Origin of the sequence: Achromobacter sp. DH1f (genome assembly GCF_000633435.1) — a bacterium.
GTDB lineage: Bacteria > Pseudomonadota > Gammaproteobacteria > Burkholderiales > Burkholderiaceae_B > Achromobacter > Achromobacter deleyi.
This window is the reverse complement of sequence record NZ_AYMF01000010.1, coordinates 277,740-298,997: the sequence shown is the minus strand read 5'-3', so window position 1 is coordinate 298,997 and position 21,258 is coordinate 277,740. Positions and strand designations below refer to the sequence as shown.

21 protein-coding genes and 4 tRNA genes are annotated in these 21,258 nt (G+C 64.3%); 12 read left to right on the top strand and 13 right to left on the bottom strand.

The genetic code is table 11. From position 1 onward, the window contains the following. Positions 1-45 precede the first annotated feature (45 nt). The gene (locus U858_RS0109195) at positions 46-2,799 is read left to right on the top strand and encodes a pitrilysin family protein (RefSeq protein ID WP_025136870.1); all 2,754 of its coding nucleotides are present in this window, start codon (positions 46-48) and stop codon (positions 2,797-2,799) included. 295 nt (positions 2,800-3,094) lie between these two features. Then, the gene (locus tag U858_RS0109190; protein ID WP_025136869.1) at positions 3,095-3,484 is read left to right on the top strand and encodes a DUF4148 domain-containing protein; all 390 of its coding nucleotides are present in this window, start codon (positions 3,095-3,097) and stop codon (positions 3,482-3,484) included. Between the two features lie 356 nt (positions 3,485-3,840). Here the strand turns inward: U858_RS0109190 and dnaJ are convergent, their stop codons facing one another. The 7 genes from dnaJ to hrcA all read right to left on the bottom strand — a co-directional run bounded on the left by dnaJ (position 3,841) and on the right by hrcA (position 10,553). Next, entirely contained in the window at positions 3,841-4,968 is a 1,128-nt protein-coding gene (gene dnaJ, locus U858_RS0109185) for a molecular chaperone DnaJ (protein ID WP_025136868.1), read from the bottom strand. Positions 4,969-5,077: 109 nt separating this feature from the next. Beyond that, positions 5,078-7,003 (bottom strand): molecular chaperone DnaK, encoded by a 1,926-nt coding sequence (gene dnaK / locus U858_RS0109180; protein ID WP_025136867.1) that lies wholly within the window; start codon positions 7,001-7,003, stop codon positions 5,078-5,080. A gap of 81 nt (positions 7,004-7,084) precedes the next feature. Continuing rightward, positions 7,085-7,489 (bottom strand): thioredoxin family protein, encoded by a 405-nt coding sequence (locus U858_RS0109175; protein ID WP_025136866.1) that lies wholly within the window; start codon positions 7,487-7,489, stop codon positions 7,085-7,087. A 14-nt stretch (positions 7,490-7,503) separates the two neighbouring features. Next, complete coding sequence (gene grpE / locus U858_RS0109170) at positions 7,504-8,061, bottom strand: nucleotide exchange factor GrpE (RefSeq protein ID WP_025136865.1); 558 nt, start codon at positions 8,059-8,061, stop codon at positions 7,504-7,506. A gap of 104 nt (positions 8,062-8,165) precedes the next feature. Beyond that, positions 8,166-8,399: a hypothetical protein gene (locus U858_RS0109165; protein WP_025136864.1), complete on the bottom strand. Its 234-nt coding sequence runs from the start codon at positions 8,397-8,399 to the stop codon at positions 8,166-8,168. Between the two features lie 12 nt (positions 8,400-8,411). Next, positions 8,412-9,503, bottom strand: a complete 1,092-nt coding sequence (hemH, locus tag U858_RS0109160; RefSeq protein ID WP_025136863.1) for a ferrochelatase — start codon at positions 9,501-9,503, stop codon at positions 8,412-8,414. A gap of 45 nt (positions 9,504-9,548) precedes the next feature. Beyond that, on the bottom strand, positions 9,549-10,553 hold the full coding sequence (gene hrcA, locus U858_RS0109155) for a heat-inducible transcriptional repressor HrcA (RefSeq protein ID WP_025136862.1): 1,005 nt from the start codon (positions 10,551-10,553) through the stop codon (positions 9,549-9,551). Positions 10,554-10,696: 143 nt separating this feature from the next. Here hrcA and U858_RS0109150 point away from each other — a divergent pair, with 143 nt between their 5' ends. Both U858_RS0109150 and recN read left to right on the top strand, forming a co-directional pair. Further along, complete coding sequence (locus U858_RS0109150) at positions 10,697-11,596, top strand: NAD kinase (RefSeq protein WP_025136861.1); 900 nt, start codon at positions 10,697-10,699, stop codon at positions 11,594-11,596. A 13-nt stretch (positions 11,597-11,609) separates the two neighbouring features. After that, positions 11,610-13,271 (top strand): DNA repair protein RecN, encoded by a 1,662-nt coding sequence (gene recN, locus U858_RS0109145; protein ID WP_025136860.1) that lies wholly within the window; start codon positions 11,610-11,612, stop codon positions 13,269-13,271. A 148-nt stretch (positions 13,272-13,419) separates the two neighbouring features. Here the strand turns inward: recN and fur are convergent, their stop codons facing one another. Continuing rightward, positions 13,420-13,839 carry a ferric iron uptake transcriptional regulator gene (gene fur, locus U858_RS0109140; protein WP_006223539.1) on the bottom strand — a complete coding sequence of 140 codons (420 nt, stop codon included), beginning with the start codon at positions 13,837-13,839 and terminating at the stop codon, positions 13,420-13,422. A gap of 157 nt (positions 13,840-13,996) precedes the next feature. Between fur and U858_RS0109135 the strand changes: the two genes are divergently transcribed. Both U858_RS0109135 and dapB read left to right on the top strand, forming a co-directional pair. After that, positions 13,997-14,533 (top strand): outer membrane protein assembly factor BamE, encoded by a 537-nt coding sequence (locus tag U858_RS0109135; RefSeq protein WP_025136859.1) that lies wholly within the window; start codon positions 13,997-13,999, stop codon positions 14,531-14,533. An 18-nt stretch (positions 14,534-14,551) separates the two neighbouring features. After that, positions 14,552-15,343, top strand: a complete 792-nt coding sequence (gene dapB / locus U858_RS0109130; RefSeq protein WP_025136858.1) for a 4-hydroxy-tetrahydrodipicolinate reductase — start codon at positions 14,552-14,554, stop codon at positions 15,341-15,343. Positions 15,344-15,476: 133 nt separating this feature from the next. Here dapB and murB read toward each other — a convergent pair whose 3' ends face one another. Further along, positions 15,477-16,514 (bottom strand): UDP-N-acetylmuramate dehydrogenase, encoded by a 1,038-nt coding sequence (gene murB / locus U858_RS0109125; RefSeq protein ID WP_025136857.1) that lies wholly within the window; start codon positions 16,512-16,514, stop codon positions 15,477-15,479. 36 nt (positions 16,515-16,550) lie between these two features. Beyond that, a complete protein-coding gene (locus U858_RS35900) occupies positions 16,551-16,787 on the bottom strand; it encodes a hypothetical protein (RefSeq protein WP_198529711.1) in 237 nt (78 codons plus the stop codon). 21 nt (positions 16,788-16,808) lie between these two features. On the opposite strand from U858_RS35900, the gene U858_RS0109120 reads away from it, so the two are divergent. Both U858_RS0109120 and U858_RS0109115 read left to right on the top strand, forming a co-directional pair. Then, positions 16,809-16,884, top strand: a tRNA-Gly gene (locus U858_RS0109120). 111 nt (positions 16,885-16,995) lie between these two features. Further along, positions 16,996-17,310, top strand: coding sequence for a hypothetical protein (locus U858_RS0109115; protein WP_029953676.1), 315 nt, complete (start codon positions 16,996-16,998; stop codon positions 17,308-17,310). Between the two features lie 48 nt (positions 17,311-17,358). On the opposite strand, the gene U858_RS0109110 is transcribed toward U858_RS0109115, so the two are convergent. Both U858_RS0109110 and U858_RS0109105 read right to left on the bottom strand, forming a co-directional pair. Then, positions 17,359-17,973, bottom strand: coding sequence for an FMN-dependent NADH-azoreductase (locus U858_RS0109110; protein ID WP_025136856.1), 615 nt, complete (start codon positions 17,971-17,973; stop codon positions 17,359-17,361). Next, the gene (locus tag U858_RS0109105) at positions 17,970-18,416 is read right to left on the bottom strand and encodes a GNAT family N-acetyltransferase (RefSeq protein ID WP_025136855.1); all 447 of its coding nucleotides are present in this window, start codon (positions 18,414-18,416) and stop codon (positions 17,970-17,972) included. Before U858_RS0109105 ends, U858_RS0109110 begins: the two co-directional genes overlap by 4 nt. 130 nt (positions 18,417-18,546) lie before the next feature. On the opposite strand from U858_RS0109105, the gene U858_RS0109100 reads away from it, so the two are divergent. Next, positions 18,547-19,962 (top strand): PLP-dependent aminotransferase family protein, encoded by a 1,416-nt coding sequence (locus U858_RS0109100; protein WP_025136854.1) that lies wholly within the window; start codon positions 18,547-18,549, stop codon positions 19,960-19,962. Positions 19,963-20,025: 63 nt separating this feature from the next. On the opposite strand, the gene U858_RS0109095 is transcribed toward U858_RS0109100, so the two are convergent. Further along, positions 20,026-20,505 carry a carboxymuconolactone decarboxylase family protein gene (locus U858_RS0109095; RefSeq protein WP_025136853.1) on the bottom strand — a complete coding sequence of 160 codons (480 nt, stop codon included), beginning with the start codon at positions 20,503-20,505 and terminating at the stop codon, positions 20,026-20,028. 188 nt (positions 20,506-20,693) lie between these two features. Between U858_RS0109095 and U858_RS0109090 the strand changes: the two genes are divergently transcribed. The 3 genes from U858_RS0109090 (at position 20,694) to U858_RS0109080 (ending at position 21,160) form a co-directional block, all read left to right on the top strand. After that, a tRNA-Gly gene (locus tag U858_RS0109090) sits at positions 20,694-20,769 on the top strand. 187 nt (positions 20,770-20,956) lie between these two features. After that, positions 20,957-21,032 (top strand) — tRNA-Gly (locus U858_RS0109085). A gap of 54 nt (positions 21,033-21,086) precedes the next feature. Beyond that, positions 21,087-21,160: transfer RNA gene (locus U858_RS0109080), tRNA-Cys, on the top strand. Positions 21,161-21,258 lie beyond the last annotated feature (98 nt).

The following is a 21,258-nucleotide window of genomic DNA, read 5'->3' as shown; positions in this document are numbered from 1 at the left end:
GTATACACTCCAACGGATTCTGCCATGCCAAAGGAATAGTCCGCCATGCGCCTGTCCATATCGAAGCTGCCGCGCCCATTGGGTGCGCTGCTGTTCTCATCCTTCCTGGCCTTCCAGGCCGGAGCCGCCAGCCTGCCGGCCGGCGTCACGGAGGCCGCCTCGATTGAAGGCATCACCGAATATCGCCTGAGCAACGGCTTGCGCGTATTGCTGGTTCCCGACGAATCCAAGCCCTCGACCACGGTCAACATGACCTACCTGGTCGGCTCGCGCAACGAAAACTACGGCCAGACGGGCATGGCCCACCTGCTCGAACACATGCTGTTCAAGGGCACGTCCACCACCCGCAACGCCATGGGCGAGTTCTCGCGCCGCGGCCTGCAGGCCAACGGCTCGACCTCCAGCGACCGCACCAATTACTTCGCCAGCTTCGCGTCCAACCCCGACACCCTCAAGTGGTACCTGGGCTGGCAGGCGGACGCCATGGTCAATTCCCTGATCGCCAAGGAAGACCTGGATTCCGAAATGACGGTCGTGCGCAACGAGATGGAAAGCGGCGAAAACAGTCCGTTCCGCATTCTCATGCAAAAGATGCAGTCCGCCGCCTACCAGTGGCACAGCTACGGCAAGAACACCATCGGCGCGCGTTCCGACGTCGAGAACGTCGACATCGGCCAATTGCGCGCTTTCTACCACGAGTACTACCAGCCCGATAACGCGGTGCTGATCGTGGCCGGCAAGTTCGATCCGCAGGCCACGCTGGCCGACATCGAGGAAACGCTGGGCAAACTGCCCAAGCCCGACCGCAAGCTGCCGCCCGAATACACCGTCGAGCCCACCCAGGACGGCGAGCGCGCCGTGACCCTGCGCCGCACGGGCGGCACGCCGCTGGTCGCCGCGATGTACCACATCCCCGCCGCCGGCAGCGCCGACTTCGTGCCGCTGGACCTGGCCGCTACCATCCTGGCCGACACGCCGTCGGGCCGTCTGTACCACGCGCTGGTGCCCACCAAGCTGGCCTCTGGCGTGTTCGGCTTCACCATGGAAAACCTGGACCCCGGCCTGGCCATGTTCGCGGCGCAATTGACGCCGGGCAAGAGCCTGGACGCCGCCATGAAGGCCCTGACGGGCACGCTGGAAACGCTGGGCAAGAAGCCCTTCACCCAGCAGGAACTGGACCGCGCGCGCAGCAAGTGGCTGACCTCGTGGGAACAGACCTACAGCGACCCTGAACAGGTCGGCGTCGCGTTGTCCGAAGCCATCGCCGCCGGCGACTGGCGCCTGTTCTTCCTGCAGCGCGACCGCGCCCGCAAGGCCACGCTGGCCGAGGTGCAGCAGGCCGCCACGACCTACCTGGTACAGAGCAACCGCGTCGAAGGCCGCTACATCCCGACCGAAAAGCCTGAACGTGCGCCGCAGACGCAACGCGTCGACCTGACCGCGGTATTCAAGGACTACAAGGGCGACCCGGACTTCAAGGCCGCTTCCGCCTTTGATCCCACGCCGCAGAACATCGATCGCCTGACCCAGCGCAAGAAGCTGGACCTGCCCAACGGCCCCGTCCAACTGGCGCTCCTGCCCAAGGCCACCCGCGGCAACCGCGTGCAGGCCCAGATGCTGATCCAGTTCGGCAACGAGAAAGACCTGCTCGGCCAGCGCGTCAATTCCGGCGCCGTCGCCGATCTGCTGACTCGCGGCACCGCCAAGCTGTCGCGCCAGGACATCCAGGACCGCCTGGACAAGCTGCAGGCTGAACTGGGCTTCAGCGGCGCGGGCACCACGCTCAAGATCGCCATGTCGACCAAGCGCGAAAACCTGCCCGAGCTGACCCGCCTGGCGCTGGACATCGTGCGCAACGCCAACTTCCCGAAGGATCAGCTCGAGGAATACCAGCGCCAGCTCGAAACGTCGATCCAGAACGCCATGACCGAGCCCCAGGCCCTGGCCGGACGCGCCCTGGCCCGCCAGGACAATCCGTGGCCCGCTGACGACCTGCGCTATGTCCCGACGTTTGAAGAATCGCTGGCCGGCGTGCGTGCGCTGAACCGCGACGCGCTCGTCAAGTTCCACGCCAAGTTCTATGGCGCGGGCAAGATCGAATATTCGGCCGTGGGCGATTTCGAGCCCGAAGCCGTCGAAAAAGCCATCAAGGATGGCCTGGCCGGCTGGAAGCGCGCCCCCGCCTACACCCGCGTCGGCAACCCGTACCGCGACATCCCGGCAAAGCAGTTCGACATCGACACGCCCGACAAGGCCAACGCGTTCTACGTGTCGCGCATGCCCCTGAAGCTGCAGGATACCGATGCCGACTACCCGGCGCTGTATCTGGCCAACTACCTGTTTGGCGCCTCTGAAACCTCGCGCCTGTGGAATCGCGTGCGCGAAACCGAAGGCCTGTCCTACAACGTGCGCAGCTCGCTGTCGGTCTCGTCCTTCGAACCCAGCGCCAGCTGGACCATGTACGCCATCTACGCGCCGCAGAACCGCGAACGCCTGGAAAAGGCCATCGGCGAAGAACTCGCCCGTGTCCTGAAAGACGGCTTCACGGACAAGGAAATCTCGGACGGCATCACTGCATTGCTGAACTACCGCAACCTGGCCCGCGCCCAGGACGACGTCCTGGCCGGCACCTGGCTGGACTACCTGCAACGCGGCCGCACGTTCGAATGGTCCGCCGAGATGGACAAGAAGATCACCGCGCTCACGCCCGACGCGGTCAACGCCGCCCTGCGCAAGTACCTGCGTCCGGACGGCTTCAGCACCGCAGTGGCTGGCGACTTCAAGAAAAAGGCGCCCTGACGCCCTTCTGCCGTCCCCGGTAGCCTCCAAGCCCCTGCCTCGGCAGGGGCTTTTTCATGGGCCAATGGGTCGTCGCCTACCCCTTCTTAACGGATTCCATGGCAGAGACCATGCCATTTACGGGGAGATATTTTCATAATCCGGTGATTACACGGTTATTTGGAAAGATGTTTTCAAGATATACGGGTTTATCCCAGGTGGGATGACGCGCACAATTCAGTCATCGGGAACAAACAACGAACCACGACGGAGGGCCGCCGGATTCGGCCCCGTTTACAACGAATTGGAGGTCATTATGAAAACCCTGACAACTACCCTGCTGATTTCCCTAGCCCTGGTCGGCGCTGGCGCCCAAGCGGCCGGCGTCGAGCAAGCCAAGTCGAGCGCCCAGGTCGCCACCGAACTGCAACAAGCCAAGGTCAGCGGCCAGTACACCTTCGGTGAACTTGACTACCCGCCCGCCCTGCCCCAGGCCACCAGCCTGAGCTCGCAGGAAGTGCAAGCCCAGCTGCAACAAGCCAAGACCAGCGGCGAATACACCTTCGGTGAACTGCAATACCCGCCCGTCAAGGCAACCCCGGCCGCCGCCAAGTCGCGCGCCGAAGTCCAGCAGGAACTCGCCCAGGCCAAGGCCAGCGGCCAATACACGTTCGGCGAACTCGAATACCCGCCGATCACCCGGTGAGCTGCTTGCTGTAGCCCGGCCGGCCTCAGGCGGCATCATGGCCTGGGGTCGGTTTTTTCCGGCCACAGCGGCGGATCTTCAGCAGTAGAAGTAGCAGTACCTGTAGTAGCAGTACCTGTAGTCGCAGTATGAAGTCGTAGTTGCGGTACGTAGTCGCTGTAGCAGTAATTGATAGCCGTACGAAGTAGCAGTAGCAGTACGAAGTAGCAGTTGATGGAAGCAGTAGCGGTACCAGCAGTACGAACCGCGGCGCAAGCCGCGGTTTTTTTATGGCCGGAAACAAAACAGCCCAAGCCCGGAATCATCCGGTCCTGGGCTGTGGCGCACCGACGGGCGGCGCGATCCGGTCAAGCCACTCAGCTGAAGAATTCCTTCACACGGTCGGTCCAGGACTTGCTTTGCGGCGAGTGGCGGTCGCCCCCGTCGTTCAGCGAGGCCTCGAACTGGCGCAGGATGTTCTTCTGGTCGTCGCTCAGGCGCACCGGCGTCTCGACCACCACGTGGCAGTACAGGTCGCCCGGATAGCTGCCGCGTACGCCGCGGATGCCCTTGCCGCGCAGGCGGAAGGTCTTGCCCGACTGCGTGCCTTCGGGAATCGAGATCTCGGCCTTGCCGCCCAGCGTCGGCACCTGCAGCTCGCCGCCCAGGGCCGCCGTGGTGAACGGAATGGTCAGCTCGCAATGCAGATCGTCGCCATCGCGCTGGAAGATCTTGTGCTGCTTGATGTGGATTTCCACATACAGGTCGCCCGGCGGCCCGCCGTTGATGCCCGGTTCGCCATTGCCGCTGGAGCGGATGCGCATGCCGTCATCGATGCCGGCAGGAATCTTGACCTGCAGCGTCTTGTTGCGGCGGATGCGGCCCACGCCATCGCAGGCGGGACACGGGTCGGTGATTTCCTTGCCGTTGCCGTGGCAGGTCGGGCAGGTCTGCTGCACGCTGAAAAAACCCTGCTGCATGCGCACCGCGCCCGAACCGCCGCAGGTGCGGCAGGTCTTGGGCGACGTGCCCGCCTTGGCGCCAGAGCCGTGGCAGGTATCGCAGTTTTCCCAGCTGGGCACGCGGATCTCGGTGTCGAAACCGGCCGCGGCCTGTTCCAGCGTGATTTCCAGCGCGTACTTCAGGTCGGCGCCGCGGTACACCTGCGGGCCGCCGCCACGACGGCCACCGCCGCCGCCACCGAAGATCTCGCCGAAGATGTCGCCGAAGGCATCGGCGAAACCGCCGCCCATGCCCCCGCCCATGCCGGCGGCATTGGGGTCCACGCCGGCATGGCCGTAGCGGTCGTACGCGGCGCGCTTCTGTTCATCACCCAGGACCTCGTAGGCTTCCTTGGCTTCCTTGAACTTCTCTTCGGCTTCTTTGCTGTCCGGATTGCGGTCCGGATGGTATTTCATGGCCAGCTTTCGATAGGCCTTCTTGAGTTCGTCGTCCGAGGCGTTTTTCGCCACGCCCAGGACTTCGTAATAGTCGCGTTTTGCCATGATCCGTGGGCTCAAAAAAGAGCCTTCTTTTCAGTGCTACAGAATGAGTACGCCCGGTAGGCGGATTTCTCCGGCTACCGGGCGGCAGAGGCTGGTCAGCGCCCGGCCATTATTGGTCGCGCTTGACTTCCTTGAAGTCGGCGTCGACGACGTTGTCGTCCACCGGCTTCGCGTTGTCGGCCGCTTGCTGCTGGCCGGCGGCTTGCTGCGCCTGCATGTCGGCGTACATCTTTTCACCCAGCTTCTGCGAGGCGGTCGACAGGGCTTCCACCTTGGCGTCGATCGCGGCCTTGTCGCCGTCCTTCAGCGTGTCTTCCAGGGCCTTGATGGCAGCTTCGATGCTTTCCTTTTCGGACGCCTCGAGCTTGTCGCCGTATTCGGTCAGCGACTTGCGGGTGGCGTGCACCAGCGCATCGGCCTGGTTGCGCGACTGGGCCAGCTCGGCCACGCGGTGATCTTCCTCGGCGTTGGCCTCGGCATCCTTGACCATGCGCTGGATCTCGTCTTCCGACAGACCCGAGTTGGCCTTGATGGTGATCTTGTTTTCCTTGCCCGTGCCCTTGTCCTTGGCGGACACGTGCAGGATGCCGTTGGCGTCGATGTCGAACGTGACTTCGATCTGCGGCATGCCACGCGGCGACGGCGGGATCCCTTCGAGGTTGAACTCGCCCAGGGCCTTGTTGCCCGCGGCGATTTCGCGCTCGCCCTGGAACACCTTGATCGTCACGGCCGGCTGATTGTCGTCAGCGGTCGAGAAGGTCTGCGAGAACCGGGTCGGGATGGTCGTGTTCTTCTGGATCATCTTGGTCATCACGCCGCCCAGGGTTTCGATACCCAGGGACAGGGGGGTGACGTCCAGCAGCAGCACGTCCTTGCGGTCGCCCGACAGCACGGAACCTTGAATGGCGGCGCCAGCGGCGACGGCTTCATCGGGGTTCACGTCCTTGCGCGGATCCTGGCCGAAGAATTCCTTCACCTTTTCCTGGACCTTGGGCATGCGGGTCATGCCGCCGACCAGGATCACGTCGTCGATGTCGGAAACCTTCACGCCGGCGTCCTTGATGGCCACGCGGCAGGGTTCGATCGTGCGTTCGATCAGTTCTTCGACCAGCGCTTCCAGCTTGGCGCGCGTGATCTTCAGGTTCAGGTGCTTCGGACCCGAGGCATCCGCCGTGATGTACGGCAGGTTGATCTCGGTCTGTTGGGCCGAGGACAGCTCGATCTTGGCCTTTTCGGCAGCTTCCTTCAGGCGCTGCAGGGCCAGCACGTCCTTGGACAGATCAACGCCTTGTTCCTTCTTGAACTCGGCAATGATGTAGTCGATGATGCGCTGGTCGAAGTCTTCGCCGCCCAGGAAGGTGTCGCCGTTGGTCGACAGCACTTCAAACTGCTTTTCGCCATCCACGTCGGCGATTTCGATGATGGACACGTCGAACGTGCCGCCACCCAGGTCATAGACGGCGATCTTGCGGTCGCCCTTTTCGGTCTTGTCCAGGCCGAACGCCAACGCGGCCGCGGTGGGCTCGTTGATGATGCGCTTGACTTCCAGGCCGGCGATGCGGCCGGCGTCCTTGGTGGCCTGGCGCTGGCTGTCGTTGAAGTAGGCCGGCACCGTGATGACGGCTTCGGTCACTTCTTCGCCCAGGTAGTCCTCGGCGGTCTTTTTCATCTTGCGCAGCACGTCGGCCGACACTTGGGGAGGCGCCATCTTCTTGCCGCGCACTTCCACCCAGGCGTCGCCGTTGTCGGCGCGGGCGATGGTGTAGGGCATCAGGTTGATGTCCTTCTGCACCGCTTTTTCTTCGAACTTGCGGCCGATCAGGCGCTTCACCGCGTACAGGGTGTTGCGCGGGTTGGTGACTGCCTGGCGCTTGGCGGGCGCGCCGACCAGCGTTTCGCCGTCGTCCATGTAGGCGACGATCGAGGGGGTGGTACGGGCGCCTTCGGCGTTTTCGATGATCTTGACCTGACCGCCGTCCATGACAGCCACGCAGCTGTTGGTCGTGCCCAGGTCGATGCCAATAATTTTGCTCATGGTCGGGTTACCTTGAATAAATCTATGAAAATAGAGAGAAAATTCCTGTCCCCACATAACTGGGGCTACCTGCAGGGTTTTTCAAGACGCCTGGCCCGATTTTTCAGCCGGCGCTTCCTGCAGGCGGTGGATCGCCGCCGTGAACTGGGGCAATCCGGGCCAGCCGGTAATGCGTCCTAGCCGTTTTCCGGCCCGATACAGCACAAAAGTGGGGACGCCATGCAGCGAAAAGCGGCGGCCCAGGGGTTCGTCGGCGTAGACGTCGGCCTCGAACCAGCTCAAACCCAGGCCCAGCAGGGTGTCCTGGTGCAGCAGGGCGGCCTGCTTGAAGAGATTGCAGTTATAGCAATCCTGGCCCCACAGGAATACGCAGCGCAGGTCCGATCCCGGCGCCTGGACCACGGCCGCGTCGAACCCCGCGGTGTCGACATGACGCATGCCGAATACCGCGAAGACCTGGGCCGGATCGAAACGGGGATCGTTCATGGCGCGCTTGCCGCTCAGCCTTGGCCGGCGGACACCACCACCAGGGCCGGACGCAGCGTGCGGTCGGCGATGGCATAGCCCTTTTGCAGCACTTGCACCACCGTATTGGCGGGCTGCGGGGCGGGAATCGACGAAATGGCCTGATGCAGGTGCGGATCGAACTTGTCGCCCTGGACCGGCGCGATTTCCTTGAGCAGGTTGCGCTCGAAGGCCGCGGCCAGTTGCTTGAGGGTGACTTCGACGCCTTCGCGCAGGGTTTCCACGGTCTGGTCGGCCTGGGCCAGGGCGGCCTCGAGGCTGTCCTTGACCGGCACCAGGCTCTCGGCGAACGATTCGATGCCGAACTTGCGGGCCTTGGACACTTCTTCCTGGGCGCGGCGGCGGACGTTCTCGGCCTCGGCGTGCACGCGCAGCAGTTGGTCGTGCTGCTCATTGACGGTAGCCTGGGCCGCGTCCAGCTGGGCGCGCAACTCGTTCAGCTCGGCCTGCGCGGCGTCCTGGGCGGCGGGGGCCGCATCGGCGTTTTCGCCGAATCCGGGCGTCTGGTCTACAGGCTCGTTGGGTGCCGACATGGGGAATCCTCCAAAAAGAATGGCTTTCGCAGACATGAATGGGGGCCAATACCCCTATTTCAAGCCCGGGAAAGCAAATATTCCCCTGCCGCGCGCCGATCAGGTCATTTCTTGTGCGGCTGCGCCGGGGCGGCCGCATCGCTCGCGGGAAAGCTTTCCTTCAGGGCGCGGTCGACCCGGGGGTCGTCATCGGGTTCGGGATTGATGGCAATCGGGTCGCTGGCGGGAAAGGTCTCGGCCAGCGCTTCGTCCAGCTCGTGTTCGACCTGATCTTCGTCGACCGGGGTGCTGACGCGCCCCTTTTTCACAATCTTGCCCGTCTTGGGATCCTGGTGCATGCGCCCTCTCCTTCAAGTCCGTGGATGCGTGGGCCACCCCTGCAAGTGCCGTTCCACCAGGCTGGCCAACCCTGCGATCCAGGCCGGATCGTCGTTGATCGCCGGAATGTAACGGAACTGCTTGCCGCCGGCCCCGATAAAGGCGTCGCGGCATTCCAGGCTGATCTCTTCCAGGGTTTCCAGACAGTCTGCCACAAATCCCGGACACACCACATCCACCTCGGTCACGCCCGAGGCGGCCAGCGCCTTGAGCGTGGGTTCGGTATAGGGTTCGAGCCAGCGGGCGGTGCCGAAACGGCTCTGGAAGGTCACTTCGATCTGCTCGCGCGGCAGCGACAGGCGCTGCGACAGCAGCCGGGCGGTTTCCATGCAGTCGCGGTAATACGGGTCGCCCAGTTCGATGGAATAGCGCGGCAGGCCATGAAAGCTCATGACCAGCTTCTGCGGCCGGCCGTGCTCGGCCCAATAGGCCTCGATGCGGGCCGCCAGGGAATCCAGGTAGGCCGGTTCTTCGTGAAAGCGCTTGATGAAGCGCAGTTCCGGCTGGTCGCGCAGGCGCCCGGCATGGCGCGTGACGGCATCGACCACGGTGGCCGTGGTGCTGGCGGCGTATTGCGGATACAGCGGCACGGTCAGGATGCGTTCGCAGCCCTTTGCCCGCAGGCGGGTTATCGCGTCGGGAATCGACGGATTGCCGTAGCGCATGCCCAGTTCCACCACCGCGTCGATGCCGGCCGCCGTCAACGCCGCTTGCACGCCTTCGGCCTGGCGGCGGCTGTAGACCATCAGGGGCGAACCTTCCTTGAGCCAGACGCCGGCATAGCGCGGCTCGAGCTTCTTGGGACGCATGGTCAGCACCAGCCCGTGCAGGATCGGCTTCCAGAGATAGCGCGGGATCTCGATCACGCGCGGGTCCGACAGGAATTCGCCCAGGTACTTGCGGATGTCTTTCTTGCTGGGGGTGTCCGGCGTGCCCAGGTTCACCAGCAGCACGCCGACCTTGCCCGGGCCCCGCGGCGGCGGGTCCTCGTTGAAGGGATCGTCCTGCTCGGTTTCGGGCAGGTAGCGTTCAGGCCAGAGATACTTGAACAGGCGAAGAAACACAAAAACTCCCCTTCCTCCGCAAGGAGGATGTCGGTTCGAATGGAACTACTGGTTGTGGCTGAGGGCGTTGGACAAGAGACGCGCCGTGATGTCCACGATGGGAATGACGCGTTCGTAGGCCATGCGGGTGGGGCCGATCACGCCGAGCGTGCCGACCACCTTGCCATCCACGCCGTAGGGCGCGGTGATGACCGAGACTTCTTCCATCGGCACCAGCTGGGAATCGCCGCCGATGTAGATCTGCACGCCCTGCGCCCGACTGGATACGTCCAGCAGTTGCAGCAGGTCGGTTTTCTTTTCGAACAGCGAGAACATCTTGCGCAGGCGGTCCATGTCGGACGCGATGTCGGTCACGTCCAGCAGCTTGCGTTCGCCGGAAATGACCATGGCGTCGCCGTCTTCGGCGGCTTCGGCGCTGGCCTCGACCGCGGCCTGCATCAGGCGCGAGATGTCTTCGCGCAGTTGTGCCAGTTCGGTGGACAGGGTGCGGCGCACCGCGTCGAACGACTTGCCGGCGAAATGGATGTTGAAGAAATTGCCGGCTTCCAGCAATTCGGCTTCGACGTAGTCGCGCTGCACGAACAGGATACGGTTCTGCACGTCGCCATCGGGGGTGACGATGATGAGCAGGACGCGCTTGTCGGACAGGCGGATGAATTCGATCTGGCGAAACACCTGGGCCCGTTTGGGCGTGAGCACCACACCGGCGAACTGGGTCAGGTTCGAGAGCAGCGCCGCCGCGGCATTGACTGCGCGGGTGGGCTCGGCGGCCGACAGCATCTCGCCCATGTTGTGCGGCTGGATCTGGTAGGACTGCACCGCCAGCAGGGAATCGACGAACATGCGGTATCCGCGCGGCGTGGGGACGCGCCCCGCCGACGTGTGCGGACTGTGGATCAGTCCCAGCTCTTCCAGATCCGCCATGACATTGCGGATGGTGGCGGGCGACAGATCGAACACTTTCGAAAGCGTCCGCGAACCGACTGGTTGCCCATCGGCGATGTAGCGTTCGATCAACGCCTTCAGTAATGCGCGTGCGCGGTCATCCATAGCGTGTATTTTAGGGAATCTTTTCCAATTAAGGCGATTTTTGTCCCGCCAACCGATATGCGGCCCCATATAATCGGCTAAGCGGCCGCTTGTCGGGCCGATTTCGCCTTCGCTGTTTGGCTTTTCAGATTCGCCTTGCCACCATGCACTTTCCTACCGTCGCGCTGATCGGCAGATACCAGGACACCGGCCTGGACGCCCCGCTAAGAGCGCTTGCGCACGCGCTGACGCAAGCGGGCAGGCAGGTGCTGGTCGATGCCGACACCGCCCGCAACACTGGCCTGACCGAATACCCCGTCGCCACGCTTGAACAGATCGGCCAGAGTGCATCGCTCGCGGTCGTGATGGGCGGCGACGGCACCGTGCTGGGCGCCGCGCGCCACCTGGCGCCCTACGGCGTGCCGCTGGTCGGCATCAACCATGGCCGCCTGGGCTTCATCACCGACATCCCGCTGCAGGACGCACACGGCGCGCTGGCGCGCGTGCTGGAAGGCAGCTACCAGATCGAAGCGCGCATGCTGCTCGAAGGCAGCGTCTGGCGGGGCAACCAGAAAATGTATTCCGCCACGGCCCTGAACGACGTGGTCCTGAACCGCGCGGGGCGCGGCGGCATGATCGAAGTCCGCGTCGAACTCGACGGCGCCTTCATGTACACGCAGCGCGCCGACGGCCTGATCATCGCCACGCCCACCGGCTCGACCGCCTACGCGCTGTCGGCCAACGGCCCCATCCTGCACCCCGGCATGAACGCCATGGTGCTGGTGCCGGTGGCGCCCCAGACCTTGTCCAACCGCCCTATCGTCATTCCCGACAGCGGCGTGCTGAACATGACGCTGACGGCCATGGGCCGCGTCGAAGTCGGCGCCAGCGTGCATTTCGACATGCAGACCTGGTCCGACCTGCAACCCGGCGACCGCATCGTCGTGCAACGCGCACCCTATACCATCCGCTTCGTGCACCCGGAAGGCTACAGCTTCTTTTCCACGCTGCGCCGCAAGCTGCACTGGAACCTGATGCCGCAAGCCACCGACAACGTAGAGTAATTAGCGCCCAGACATGCTGCGCACCCTGCACATCCGCGACTTTGTCATCGTCGAACAGACCGAGATCCATTTCGGTCCTGGCTTTACCGTCTTCTCCGGCGAAACCGGGGCAGGCAAATCCATTCTCATCGATGCCCTGGCGCTGGCGCTGGGCGAGCGTGGCGACGTCAGCGTGCTGCGTGAAGGCGCCACGCGCGCCGACATCACCGCCGTGTTCGACACCCCGCGCGCGCTGCACGCGTGGCTGGCCGAACGCGAAATCGACGCCGACGAAGAACTGGCGCTGCGCCGCGTGATCGACGCGCAGGGCCGCAGCCGCGCCTACATCAACGGCACCCCGGCCACCGTGGCACAGTTGCGCGAACTGGGCGACAGCCTGGTCGACATCCATGGCCAGCACGCGCATCAAAGCCTGATGCGCCCCGACGCCCAACGCGACCTGCTCGATGCGCACGGCGGCCATGGCGACCTGCGCCAGGCCGTGGGCCAGGCCTGGAAGCAATGGCGCGCCCTGGCGCGCCAACTTGAAGGCGCCGAAAAAGACGCGGCCAGCCTCGCCACCGAACGCGAACGGCTGCAATGGCAGGTCGACGAGCTCGACCGCCTGGGCCTGGCGCCCGACGAATGGGATGCGCTGCAATCCGAACACACCCGGCTGGCGCATTCGCAATCGCTGCTCGATGGCGCCACCCAGATCCTGGAAGCCCTGGACGGCGAAGGCGATTCCGCGCATCACCGCCTGACCTCGGCCAACCACCGCATCCAGCAGATGCTGCGCCACGACACCGGCCTGCAAGGCATCTACGACGAACTGGAATCGGCCCGCATCGCCATCAGCGAAGCCGTGTCCGATCTGAACAACTACGTCAGCCGCGTCGACCTGGATCCCCAGCGCCTGGCCGACGTCGAAGCGCGCCTGGGCACGGTGTTCGAGACCGCCCGCAAATTCCGCGTCGAACCCGACGCCCTGTGCGAACTGCGCGACAGCCTGCACGCCGAACTGGCCGCGCTGCAAGCCGCCACCGATATCGACGCGCTGCGCGCGCAGGCCCAGGCAGCCCAGGCGCAATACGATGCCGCCGCCGCCAAGCTGTCCACGGCGCGCCGCAAAGTCGCCAAGGACCTGGGCAAGCAAGTCACCCAGGCCATGCAGACGCTGGCCATGCAGGGCGGCAAGTTCGAGCCGTCCCTGTCGGCCGCCACCCCTTCGGCCCACGGCAACGAACAGGTCGAATTCCTGGTGGCCGGCCATGCCGGCACCACGCCGCGCCCCTTGGCCAAGGTGGCTTCGGGCGGCGAACTGTCGCGCATCTCGCTGGCGCTGTCCGTCATTGCCAGCCGCGCGGCCCGCGTACCCACCCTGATCTTCGACGAAGTCGACAGCGGCGTGGGCGGCGCGGTGGCCGAGGCCGTCGGCAAGCTGCTGCGCGAGCTGGGCGAACGCCATCAAGTGCTGTGCGTGACCCACCTGCCCCAGGTAGCCGCCTGCGGCAACAGCCAGTTCCTGGTCAGCAAGACGGAATCGCGCGGCACCACCCGGTCGCGCATCGAAGAACTGGACGACGGCGCCCGGGTCGAGGAAATCGCCCGCATGCTGGGCGGCATCAAGCTCACCGCCACCACCCGCGAACACGCCCGCGAGATGCTGGCCGGTTTCGGGCATACGCCGGCCTGACCCTCGCGCCCGGCTCGTTGGCCGGGCAGACATCCGCTTTTCATCCCGCTCACAGGAATAAAAAAAGCCCCTTCTTGGAGAAGGGGCTTTTGCCTTCACTGGACCACGGCGAGCGCGGCCGTGGCCAGTGGGTCCCGCGAAGAAAAGCTCAGCGGCCTTTCAGGCAGCTGCCGCAGATGCCGTACAGCACCATTGCGTGGCTTTCCAGCGCGAAGCCGTTGTCCTTGGCGATCTTTTGCTGGCGCTTTTCGATGTCCGGGTCCGAGAACTCGACCACCTTGCCGCAGTTCGTGCAGATGAGGTGATCGTGGTGATCGCCATCATTGAGCTCGAACACGGCCTTGCCGCTGTCGAACTGGCTGCGGGCAAGGATGCCGGCCTGTTCGAACTGGGTCAGCACGCGGTAGACGGTGGCCAGGCCGATTTCGACGTTTTCGCCGATGAGGGCCCGGTAGACGTCTTCAGCGCTGAGGTGGCGCTGGTCGGACTTACGGAAGATATCAAGAATTTTCAGGCGGGGAAACGTCGCCTTCAAACCCATGTTTTTCAGTTCGCTTTGGTCGCTCATGGTGTAATCGCTCTCCGTCCGCGTTGGCATGGGCAAGGATACCGGGTAACCGCGAGCCGGCCCCACCAGAATTCCTGCCGCCCCGCAGAACTATCCTTATGAAACCTTTATGATAACGGTTTTGTCTGCTTCCAAATAATAGGGGCGCGTAGTGTCCATGATTGCACGAATTCCTTCCCGCTCGCTCAAGACCGGATTGGCCATCGCCGCCCTGGCCGTCGCCCTCGCGGGTTGCTCGGGAAACAAATGGGGCTTCCCCTATAAGGCGGGCGTCCAGCAAGGCAACTGGATCACCCAGGAGCAGGTCGCCCTGCTGCAGCCCGGCATGACGCGCGAACAGGTGCGCTTCGCCCTGGGCAGCCCCACGCTGACCAGCGTGCTGCACGCCAACCGCTGGGACTACCCGTACTACTTCAAGCCCGGCTACGGCGAGGCCCAAGAGCGCAAGTTCACGGTCTGGTTCGAAAACGACCGCCTGACGCGCTGGGAAGGCGACAAGCAGCCTGACCTGCAACCGTACCAGCTGAACACGCCCAATGCCGTCGCCGACGAAAAGGCCGACAAGCGCCTGAGCGAAGACGAAGCCCGGATCAAGCAGGAAGAAGAACAGAAAAAGCGTGACGCCGCCGCCCCCGTCAGCCCCATGAACCAATACCCCGGCCAGCCCGGCAACTCGCCCGAGCCGCTGCGCTAACCCCCAAGGATTCACCACATGCGTATTGCAATCGCCGGCGCCAGCGGCCGTATGGGCCAGATGCTGATCGACGCCGTCCTGAAGGCCGACGGCCTGCAACTGGCCGTCGCGCTGGACCGCAAGGGCTCGAACGCCCTTGGCCAGGACGCAGGCGCCCCGCTGGGCCAAACCACCGGCGTCGCCATCACCGACGACCTGAACGCCCTGGCCAACGCCGACTGCCTGATCGACTTCACGCGCCCCGAAGGCACGCTGGAACACCTGCAAGCCTGCGCCAGGCTGGGCGTGAAGGCCGTCATCGGCACCACCGGCTTTGACGACAACGGCCGCGCCGCCATCGAAGTGGCCGCGCAGAAAACCGCCATCGTGTTCGCCCCCAACATGAGCGTCGGCGTCAACGCCACGCTCAAGCTGCTGGACATGGCCGCGCGCATCCTGAATTCCGGCTACGACGTCGAAGTCTTCGAAGCGCACCACCGCAACAAGGTCGACGCGCCGTCCGGCACCGCACTCAAGATGGGCGAAACCATCGCGTCCGCCTGGGACGTCGCCCTGCCCGACGTCGCCACCTGGAGCCGCCACGGCGACACCGGCGTGCGCAAGCCCGGCACCATCGGCTTCTCGGTACTGCGCGGCGGCGACATCGTCGGCGACCACACCGTGTCGTTCTGCGGCATCGGCGAACGCATCGAAATCACCCACAAGTCGGCCAGCCGCGCCACCTACGCCGAAGGCGCGCTGCGCGCCGCGCGCTTCCTGGAAGGCAAGCACAACGGCCTGTACGACATGCAGGCCGTGCTGGGGCTTTGAACCTGGCAACGCCTGAATGGGGCCAGCCATGACGGCCCCAATGAAAAAAGGACCCGAGGGTCCTTCTTTTCGTCTGTAGGAATGGTTGTCGCTGCAGCGCCAGATCGGGTTGCCGCGCAGCATGCCGCCCCGCTTACACCACCACGGGCTCAGGTTCCAGCATCACGCCAAAGCGCGCAACGACGTCTGCCTGGATGGCCTGCGCCAACGCCATGATGTCGGCAGCCGTAGCCCCGCCCCGGTTCACCAGCACCAGCGCCTGGCGGTCATGCACGCCGGCCGCGCCCAGGCTGCGGCCCTTCCAGCCGCATTGGTCGATCAACCAGCCGGCCGCCAGCTTGTAGCGCCCGTCCGGCTGCGGATACGACACCAATCCTGGGTGTTCGCCTGCCAGCGCGTCGCGCTGCGCGGCCGAGACGATCGGATTCTTGAAGAAGCTGCCCGCATTGCCGGTAACCGCAGGGTCAGGCAGCTTGGCGCGCCGGATCTCGCAGACGGCTTCGAAGATATCGCGCGCCGTCGGCTCGCCCTGGGCCAGCCGTGGATGGCGTTGCAAGTCGGGATAGCCCAGCACCGGCTGCCACGGACGCGGCAGGCGCAAGCGCACCGACACGATCACCCAACTGCCCGGCGGCTGATGCTTGAACACGCTGTCGCGGTAGGCATAGCGGCAATCCGCCGCGCGCATCTCGACATAGCGGCCGGCATGCACATCCCAGGCGGTCAGGCTGTCGAACCGGTCGGCCAGCTCGACGCCATAGGCGCCGATGTTCTGCACGGGCGCCGCACCCACCGTGCCGGGAATCAAGGCCAGGTTTTCCAGGCCGTCCCACCCCTGCCGCACACATTCGGCCACGAAGCCATGCCAGGTCTCGCCGCCCGCGGCCTCCACCAGCCAGGCATCTGGCGTGGCCTGCAACAGGCGCACTCCGCGCAGCGCCACCCGCGCCACCAGCCCCGGCATGGCCTGCGGCAACACCAGGTTGCTGCCGCCGCCCAGCACCAGCAGCGAACCGCTGCGAGCCGCCAGCGCGGAAAGCGCCGGCAATTGGGTGGGGTCGTCCACGGACACGTAAGCCTCGGCCATCGCGGCCAGGCCCAGCGTATTCAGGGCGGAAAGGTCCTGTTGCCGGGGTACCAGCACAGGCGCCGTAGCGGGGGAATTTGACATGGATACTACTGGTTATGCTATATTTTTGGTCTTCGCTCATATTACTTGATTGAGCTTGGCAGCACGGCTCAGCCCGATATTGCCCAGTTCAGCGCGATCCGCCAGCCCCGGCAACCGCCTGCGGCCAGCACGATCGGAAAAAATCATGTAGAATGCGCGCCTTCTGATCGATAACCAAGTTGATCGGGCAACACCGGAAAAGGTACCCGCCAAGGGCAACCGAACCGGGGTTGGCAATAAAAAATGGTTTGCACGCCGCAAGGCAACCAGCATCGCTGGACTCTGCGAACCCATGCGGGAGTAGCTCAGTTGGTAGAGCGCAACCTTGCCAAGGTTGAGGTCGCGAGTTCGAGACTCGTCTCCCGCTCCAGATTTTGATGCGCAGCGCGTTTCACCACCGCTGCGTAAATTGACGAAAGGGCCTGCGGGCCCTTTTTTCATTGGTGCGCCAGATCGCCGCATGTAGCGAGGGATTCCCGATATGCAAGCACGCAACGACATCTGCGCCAAATATGGCCTGGCTGACACGCCTCCCGAAGACATGATCGCTGTCGCCATGCCCACGCTGGGCCAGATGCCCATCTACGGCACCCGTATCGCCCTGCCGCAAAGCGGCACTATCAGCTGGTTCATCCATTGCGGTGCACACTCCGATGCGCAAGACTTCTACCAGCCGGTCCACACCGCGCACCTGACCGAGCTGCTGCCCCAGGCCATCAACTACCTGCACCTGCCACCCGGGGCGAAGTTCATCATTGACGACCAGGGCTACGAAGACGTGTGGATGGATCAGTAGCCGGCAGCCCGCCGCTGACCCGATAGCGGCATGGGCTGCGAGCCGGCCCTATTGCGAGAAATGTCCGACGATCTGCTCCTGCGCGCGCAGCCTGGCCGCCTCCAGTGCCTGGCCACCCATGGCGGTGCCTTCCACCGAAAAGAAGGTCAGGCTCTTTAAGCCGATCGTGGCCAGGGCCACTTTCAGGTATGGCGTCAGGAAGTCGGGCTGCCGCGCATCCGGCCCCGAGAACAATCCGCCCGACGACGCGGCGACAAACACCGGCCGGTCGGCCAGCACGCCGATCTTGCCTTCGCGCGTCACGCTGAAGGTGCTGCGCACCCGCACGACGTGATCGATCCAGACCTTCAGCGCCGACGGCACGGTGTAGTTGTGCATCGGCGTGGCGATGACGACATAGTCCGCATCAGACAATGACTGGATCAGTTGATCGGATTGGCGCAGCGAGCCGCGACCGCACACATCACTGGCGGGGTCGGCGGGCGAACCCAACGCGCGGGCGTAGTCCACATCCACATGCGGCAGCAGGTTGGCGTCGATTTCGACGATATCGCGGCCGCGCACGAGGTCGTGCCGAGCCAGGTGCTCCACCACGATTTGGGACAGCCGATGGCTTTCCGAGCCCACGCCGCGCGGGCTGCAAGTCAAACGCAGGATGCTCATGCCGCCTGGCCTCCCAGCACTTTCGAGAAACGCATGGCGCCGGTCAACAGGCCCTGGCGGAAATAGAAGCGCTGCGCCAGGGCGTTGGCCAGGCCGGTGTCCAGCACCAGCTTGGCGCACCCGGCCTCGCGGGCGATGCCTTCCAGCGCCTGCAGCAGGCGGGCGCCGTGGCGGCCACCGCGGCTGCGCTCGGTGGTGACCAGGTCGTCCACATACAGGAAACGGCCGTAGATCAGGTTTTCCTGGTAGCGATAACCCGCCAGCGCCACCGGCTCGCCATCTTCCCAGACGGCCAGCAGCGCGTAGTTTTCAGCGCGCATGCGGGCGACGCGGGCGGCGAAATCGACCGGGTCGGCCAGATGCGGGCGCAATTGCTGCATGACCGGAAAAGCAGCGCGCAGCTCGTCGGCGGTTTCTAGGTGGCGGATGTTGGGGTCACTCATATCTTGATCGTCCTGTCCTGGCAGTCTTGCCGTGAATCGGGCCTGCGGCCGGAACCGACCGAAGCAGACACCATGCTAGTCAGCCCATGCCATAATTTGAAGAACCATAAATTGAACTTTGGACTAGGCCATGACGCGGTCTCCCATTGACAGCCTTCCGCCTGCCGCCGCCAGCGACGAACCGCTCTACCGCCAGATCTACGACCGCTTTCGTGGGTCCATCGCCCAGGGCACCCTGAAGCCGGGCGACCGGATTCCGTCGGCGCGAGCACTGGCCAAGGACCTGGGCGTGGCGCGCGGCACGATCGAGATGGCCTACTCGCTGTTGCACGCCGAAGGCTATGTGCAGCCGCGCGGCCAGGCCGGCACCGTGGTGACGCCGGGGCTGCAGGCGCAAACCGTGACCAAGCCGGCGCCCACCCCGGTCAAGCCGGACCCTGACACCTGGCGCCACCCGCCGTCGGTATTGCCCTTCCAGATGGGACTGCCAGCGCTGGATGCATTTCCGCGCAAGATCTGGGCGCGGCTGGGCGCCCGCCACCTGCGCGCCACGCAGGCGGCCGACCTGTCATATCCGCCGGCCGACGGGCTGCCCGCGCTGCGTACCGCAATCGCCGCCCACCTGCAGGTGGCGCGCGGCATCCATTGCACGCCCTCGCAAGTGTTCATCACCTCCGGCTATCGCGAAAGCCTGAACCTGGTGATCCAGGCCTTGCTGCAACCGGGCCAGCAAGTGTGGGTCGAAGATCCGGGCTACCCGCCCACGCGCGAACTGCTGACCCACGCCGGCCTGGAACTGGCCCCGATCGAGGTGGACGCCGAGGGCATCATGGTCGCGCGCGGCATCGAGCAAGCGCCACAGGCCAGTGCCGCGGTCGTGACGCCCGCCCACCAAAGCCCGCTGAGCGTGACCTTGTCGCTGACCCGGCGCCAGGCGCTGCTGGAGTGGGCCGAACGCAACCAGCGCTGGATCGTGGAAGACGACTACGACGGCGAATACCGCTACATCAGCCGGCCGCTGCCGGCGCTGAAAAGCCTGGATCGCCATGGCCGCGTGCTGTACGCGGGCACGTTCAGCAAGGTCATGTTTCCCGGCATCCGCCTGGCGTACCTGGTCGTGCCCGAAGCGCAGATCAGGCGTTTCGAGGACGTCAATCGCGTGCTCGGCAATGGCATCCCCGGCCTGACCCAGGCGCTGGTCTGCGCGTTCATGACCGAGGGACATTTCGCGCGGCACATCCAGCGCATGCGGCGGCTGTATTCCGAGCGCCGCGAGGCTACGGCAGCCGGATTGTCCCAGGTATTCGGTCCGGACATGCCCATCAATCCACAACCGGGCGGCATGCATCTGCTGGTCAGGATGAAGGGACACCACATCGACCGCCCGCTGGCCCGCCGCATGGTCGAGAACGGCATCTATGCGCACGCGCTGTCGCGCTGGTCGACGGCCGCGCCCTGCGGCTCGGGACTGTTGATGAGCTTTACCAACATCGAATCGCAGGAACGGGCCGAACAGCTGGGCCGCAGGATTCTTGCGCTGATGTGAACAAGGCCTGCCCCGACGGGCAGGCCTTGGCAGACCACGATACGGGCCAACGCCCGCCGCGCCTCAGTTCAACCCGGCCTTGTCCAGGCCGAATGCGGCATCCGCCGAGCCTGGCTCGGTGCGGAAGGCGACGTTCAAGCGATTCCAGCCGTTGATGCCCACGACCAGGAAGGTCAGGTCCGAGATTTCCGCTTCGGACAACTGGCTGCGGACCTGTTCGTAGACCGCATCGGACACGCCATGCGGATGCAGCACGGTCAGGGCTTCGGTCCATTCCAGCGCGGCGCGCTCGCGTGCGCTGAACAACGTGGACTCGCGCCAGATGGCGATATGGTGCAGGCGCAGTTCGCGCTCGCCGCCGATCTTTGCCTGCTTGACGTGCATGTCCAGGCAGAAGCCGCAGCCATTGATCTGCGAGGCGCGGATGGTCACCAGGTCATTGAATTCCTTGATGACGGCCTTCTTTTTCAGGGAGGCGCTGAAATCCAGGTAGTGCTTGGACAGTTCGGCGGACACCTCGAAGTAATTCAAACGCTGGCTCATTTCACTCGTACCTTTCTTCAATGGGTTGCGGACGACACCGCGTACCGACATAGTGCAATGCCACCGCCTGGCGAGAAAGCGCCAAGAAGCGCAATTTGGGCTGGGCCATGATGCGCCCCCGCTTCGTTGACCCTTGGCGGATTTGATGTATACTCTCGCCTCTTCAAAGCAGTACCGCAGTGCCCCGCGCGGGAGTAGCTCAGTTGGTAGAGCGCAACCTTGCCAAGGTTGAGGTCGCGAGTTCGAGACTCGTCTCCCGCTCCAACACTTACGCAGCAGGCCGTTTTCATTTCGGCGGCGACGTTGTTGGAAGATCCGGTTTCCGGCTCACGCATCGGCACAATTCGGAAAACTGTGTATAATCGCTGTCTTTGGTGGACACGGCCTTTTTTTATAAAGCCCCGCCAAGACAAGTGAAGTCAGGCTTGAAAACAAGCCCAGCAGTACCCAAGCGGGAGTAGCTCAGTTGGTAGAGCGCAACCTTGCCAAGGTTGAGGTCGCGAGTTCGAGACTCGTCTCCCGCTCCAAATACAAAAAGGAAGCACCGGCCAACACCGAGCTTCCTTTTTTCTTGCAGTACTGGCGCAATGGCAGAGTGGTTATGCAGCGGATTGCAAATCCGTGTACGTCGGTTCGATTCCGGCTTGCGCCTCCAGTATCTCCCCCTCCTGCAGTACCCCTCCCCTGCATCTCGTTACCCATCCCTACGCCCGGTCAATCGATTGGTTGCTAAGGTGACGCCGTTTTCATTGA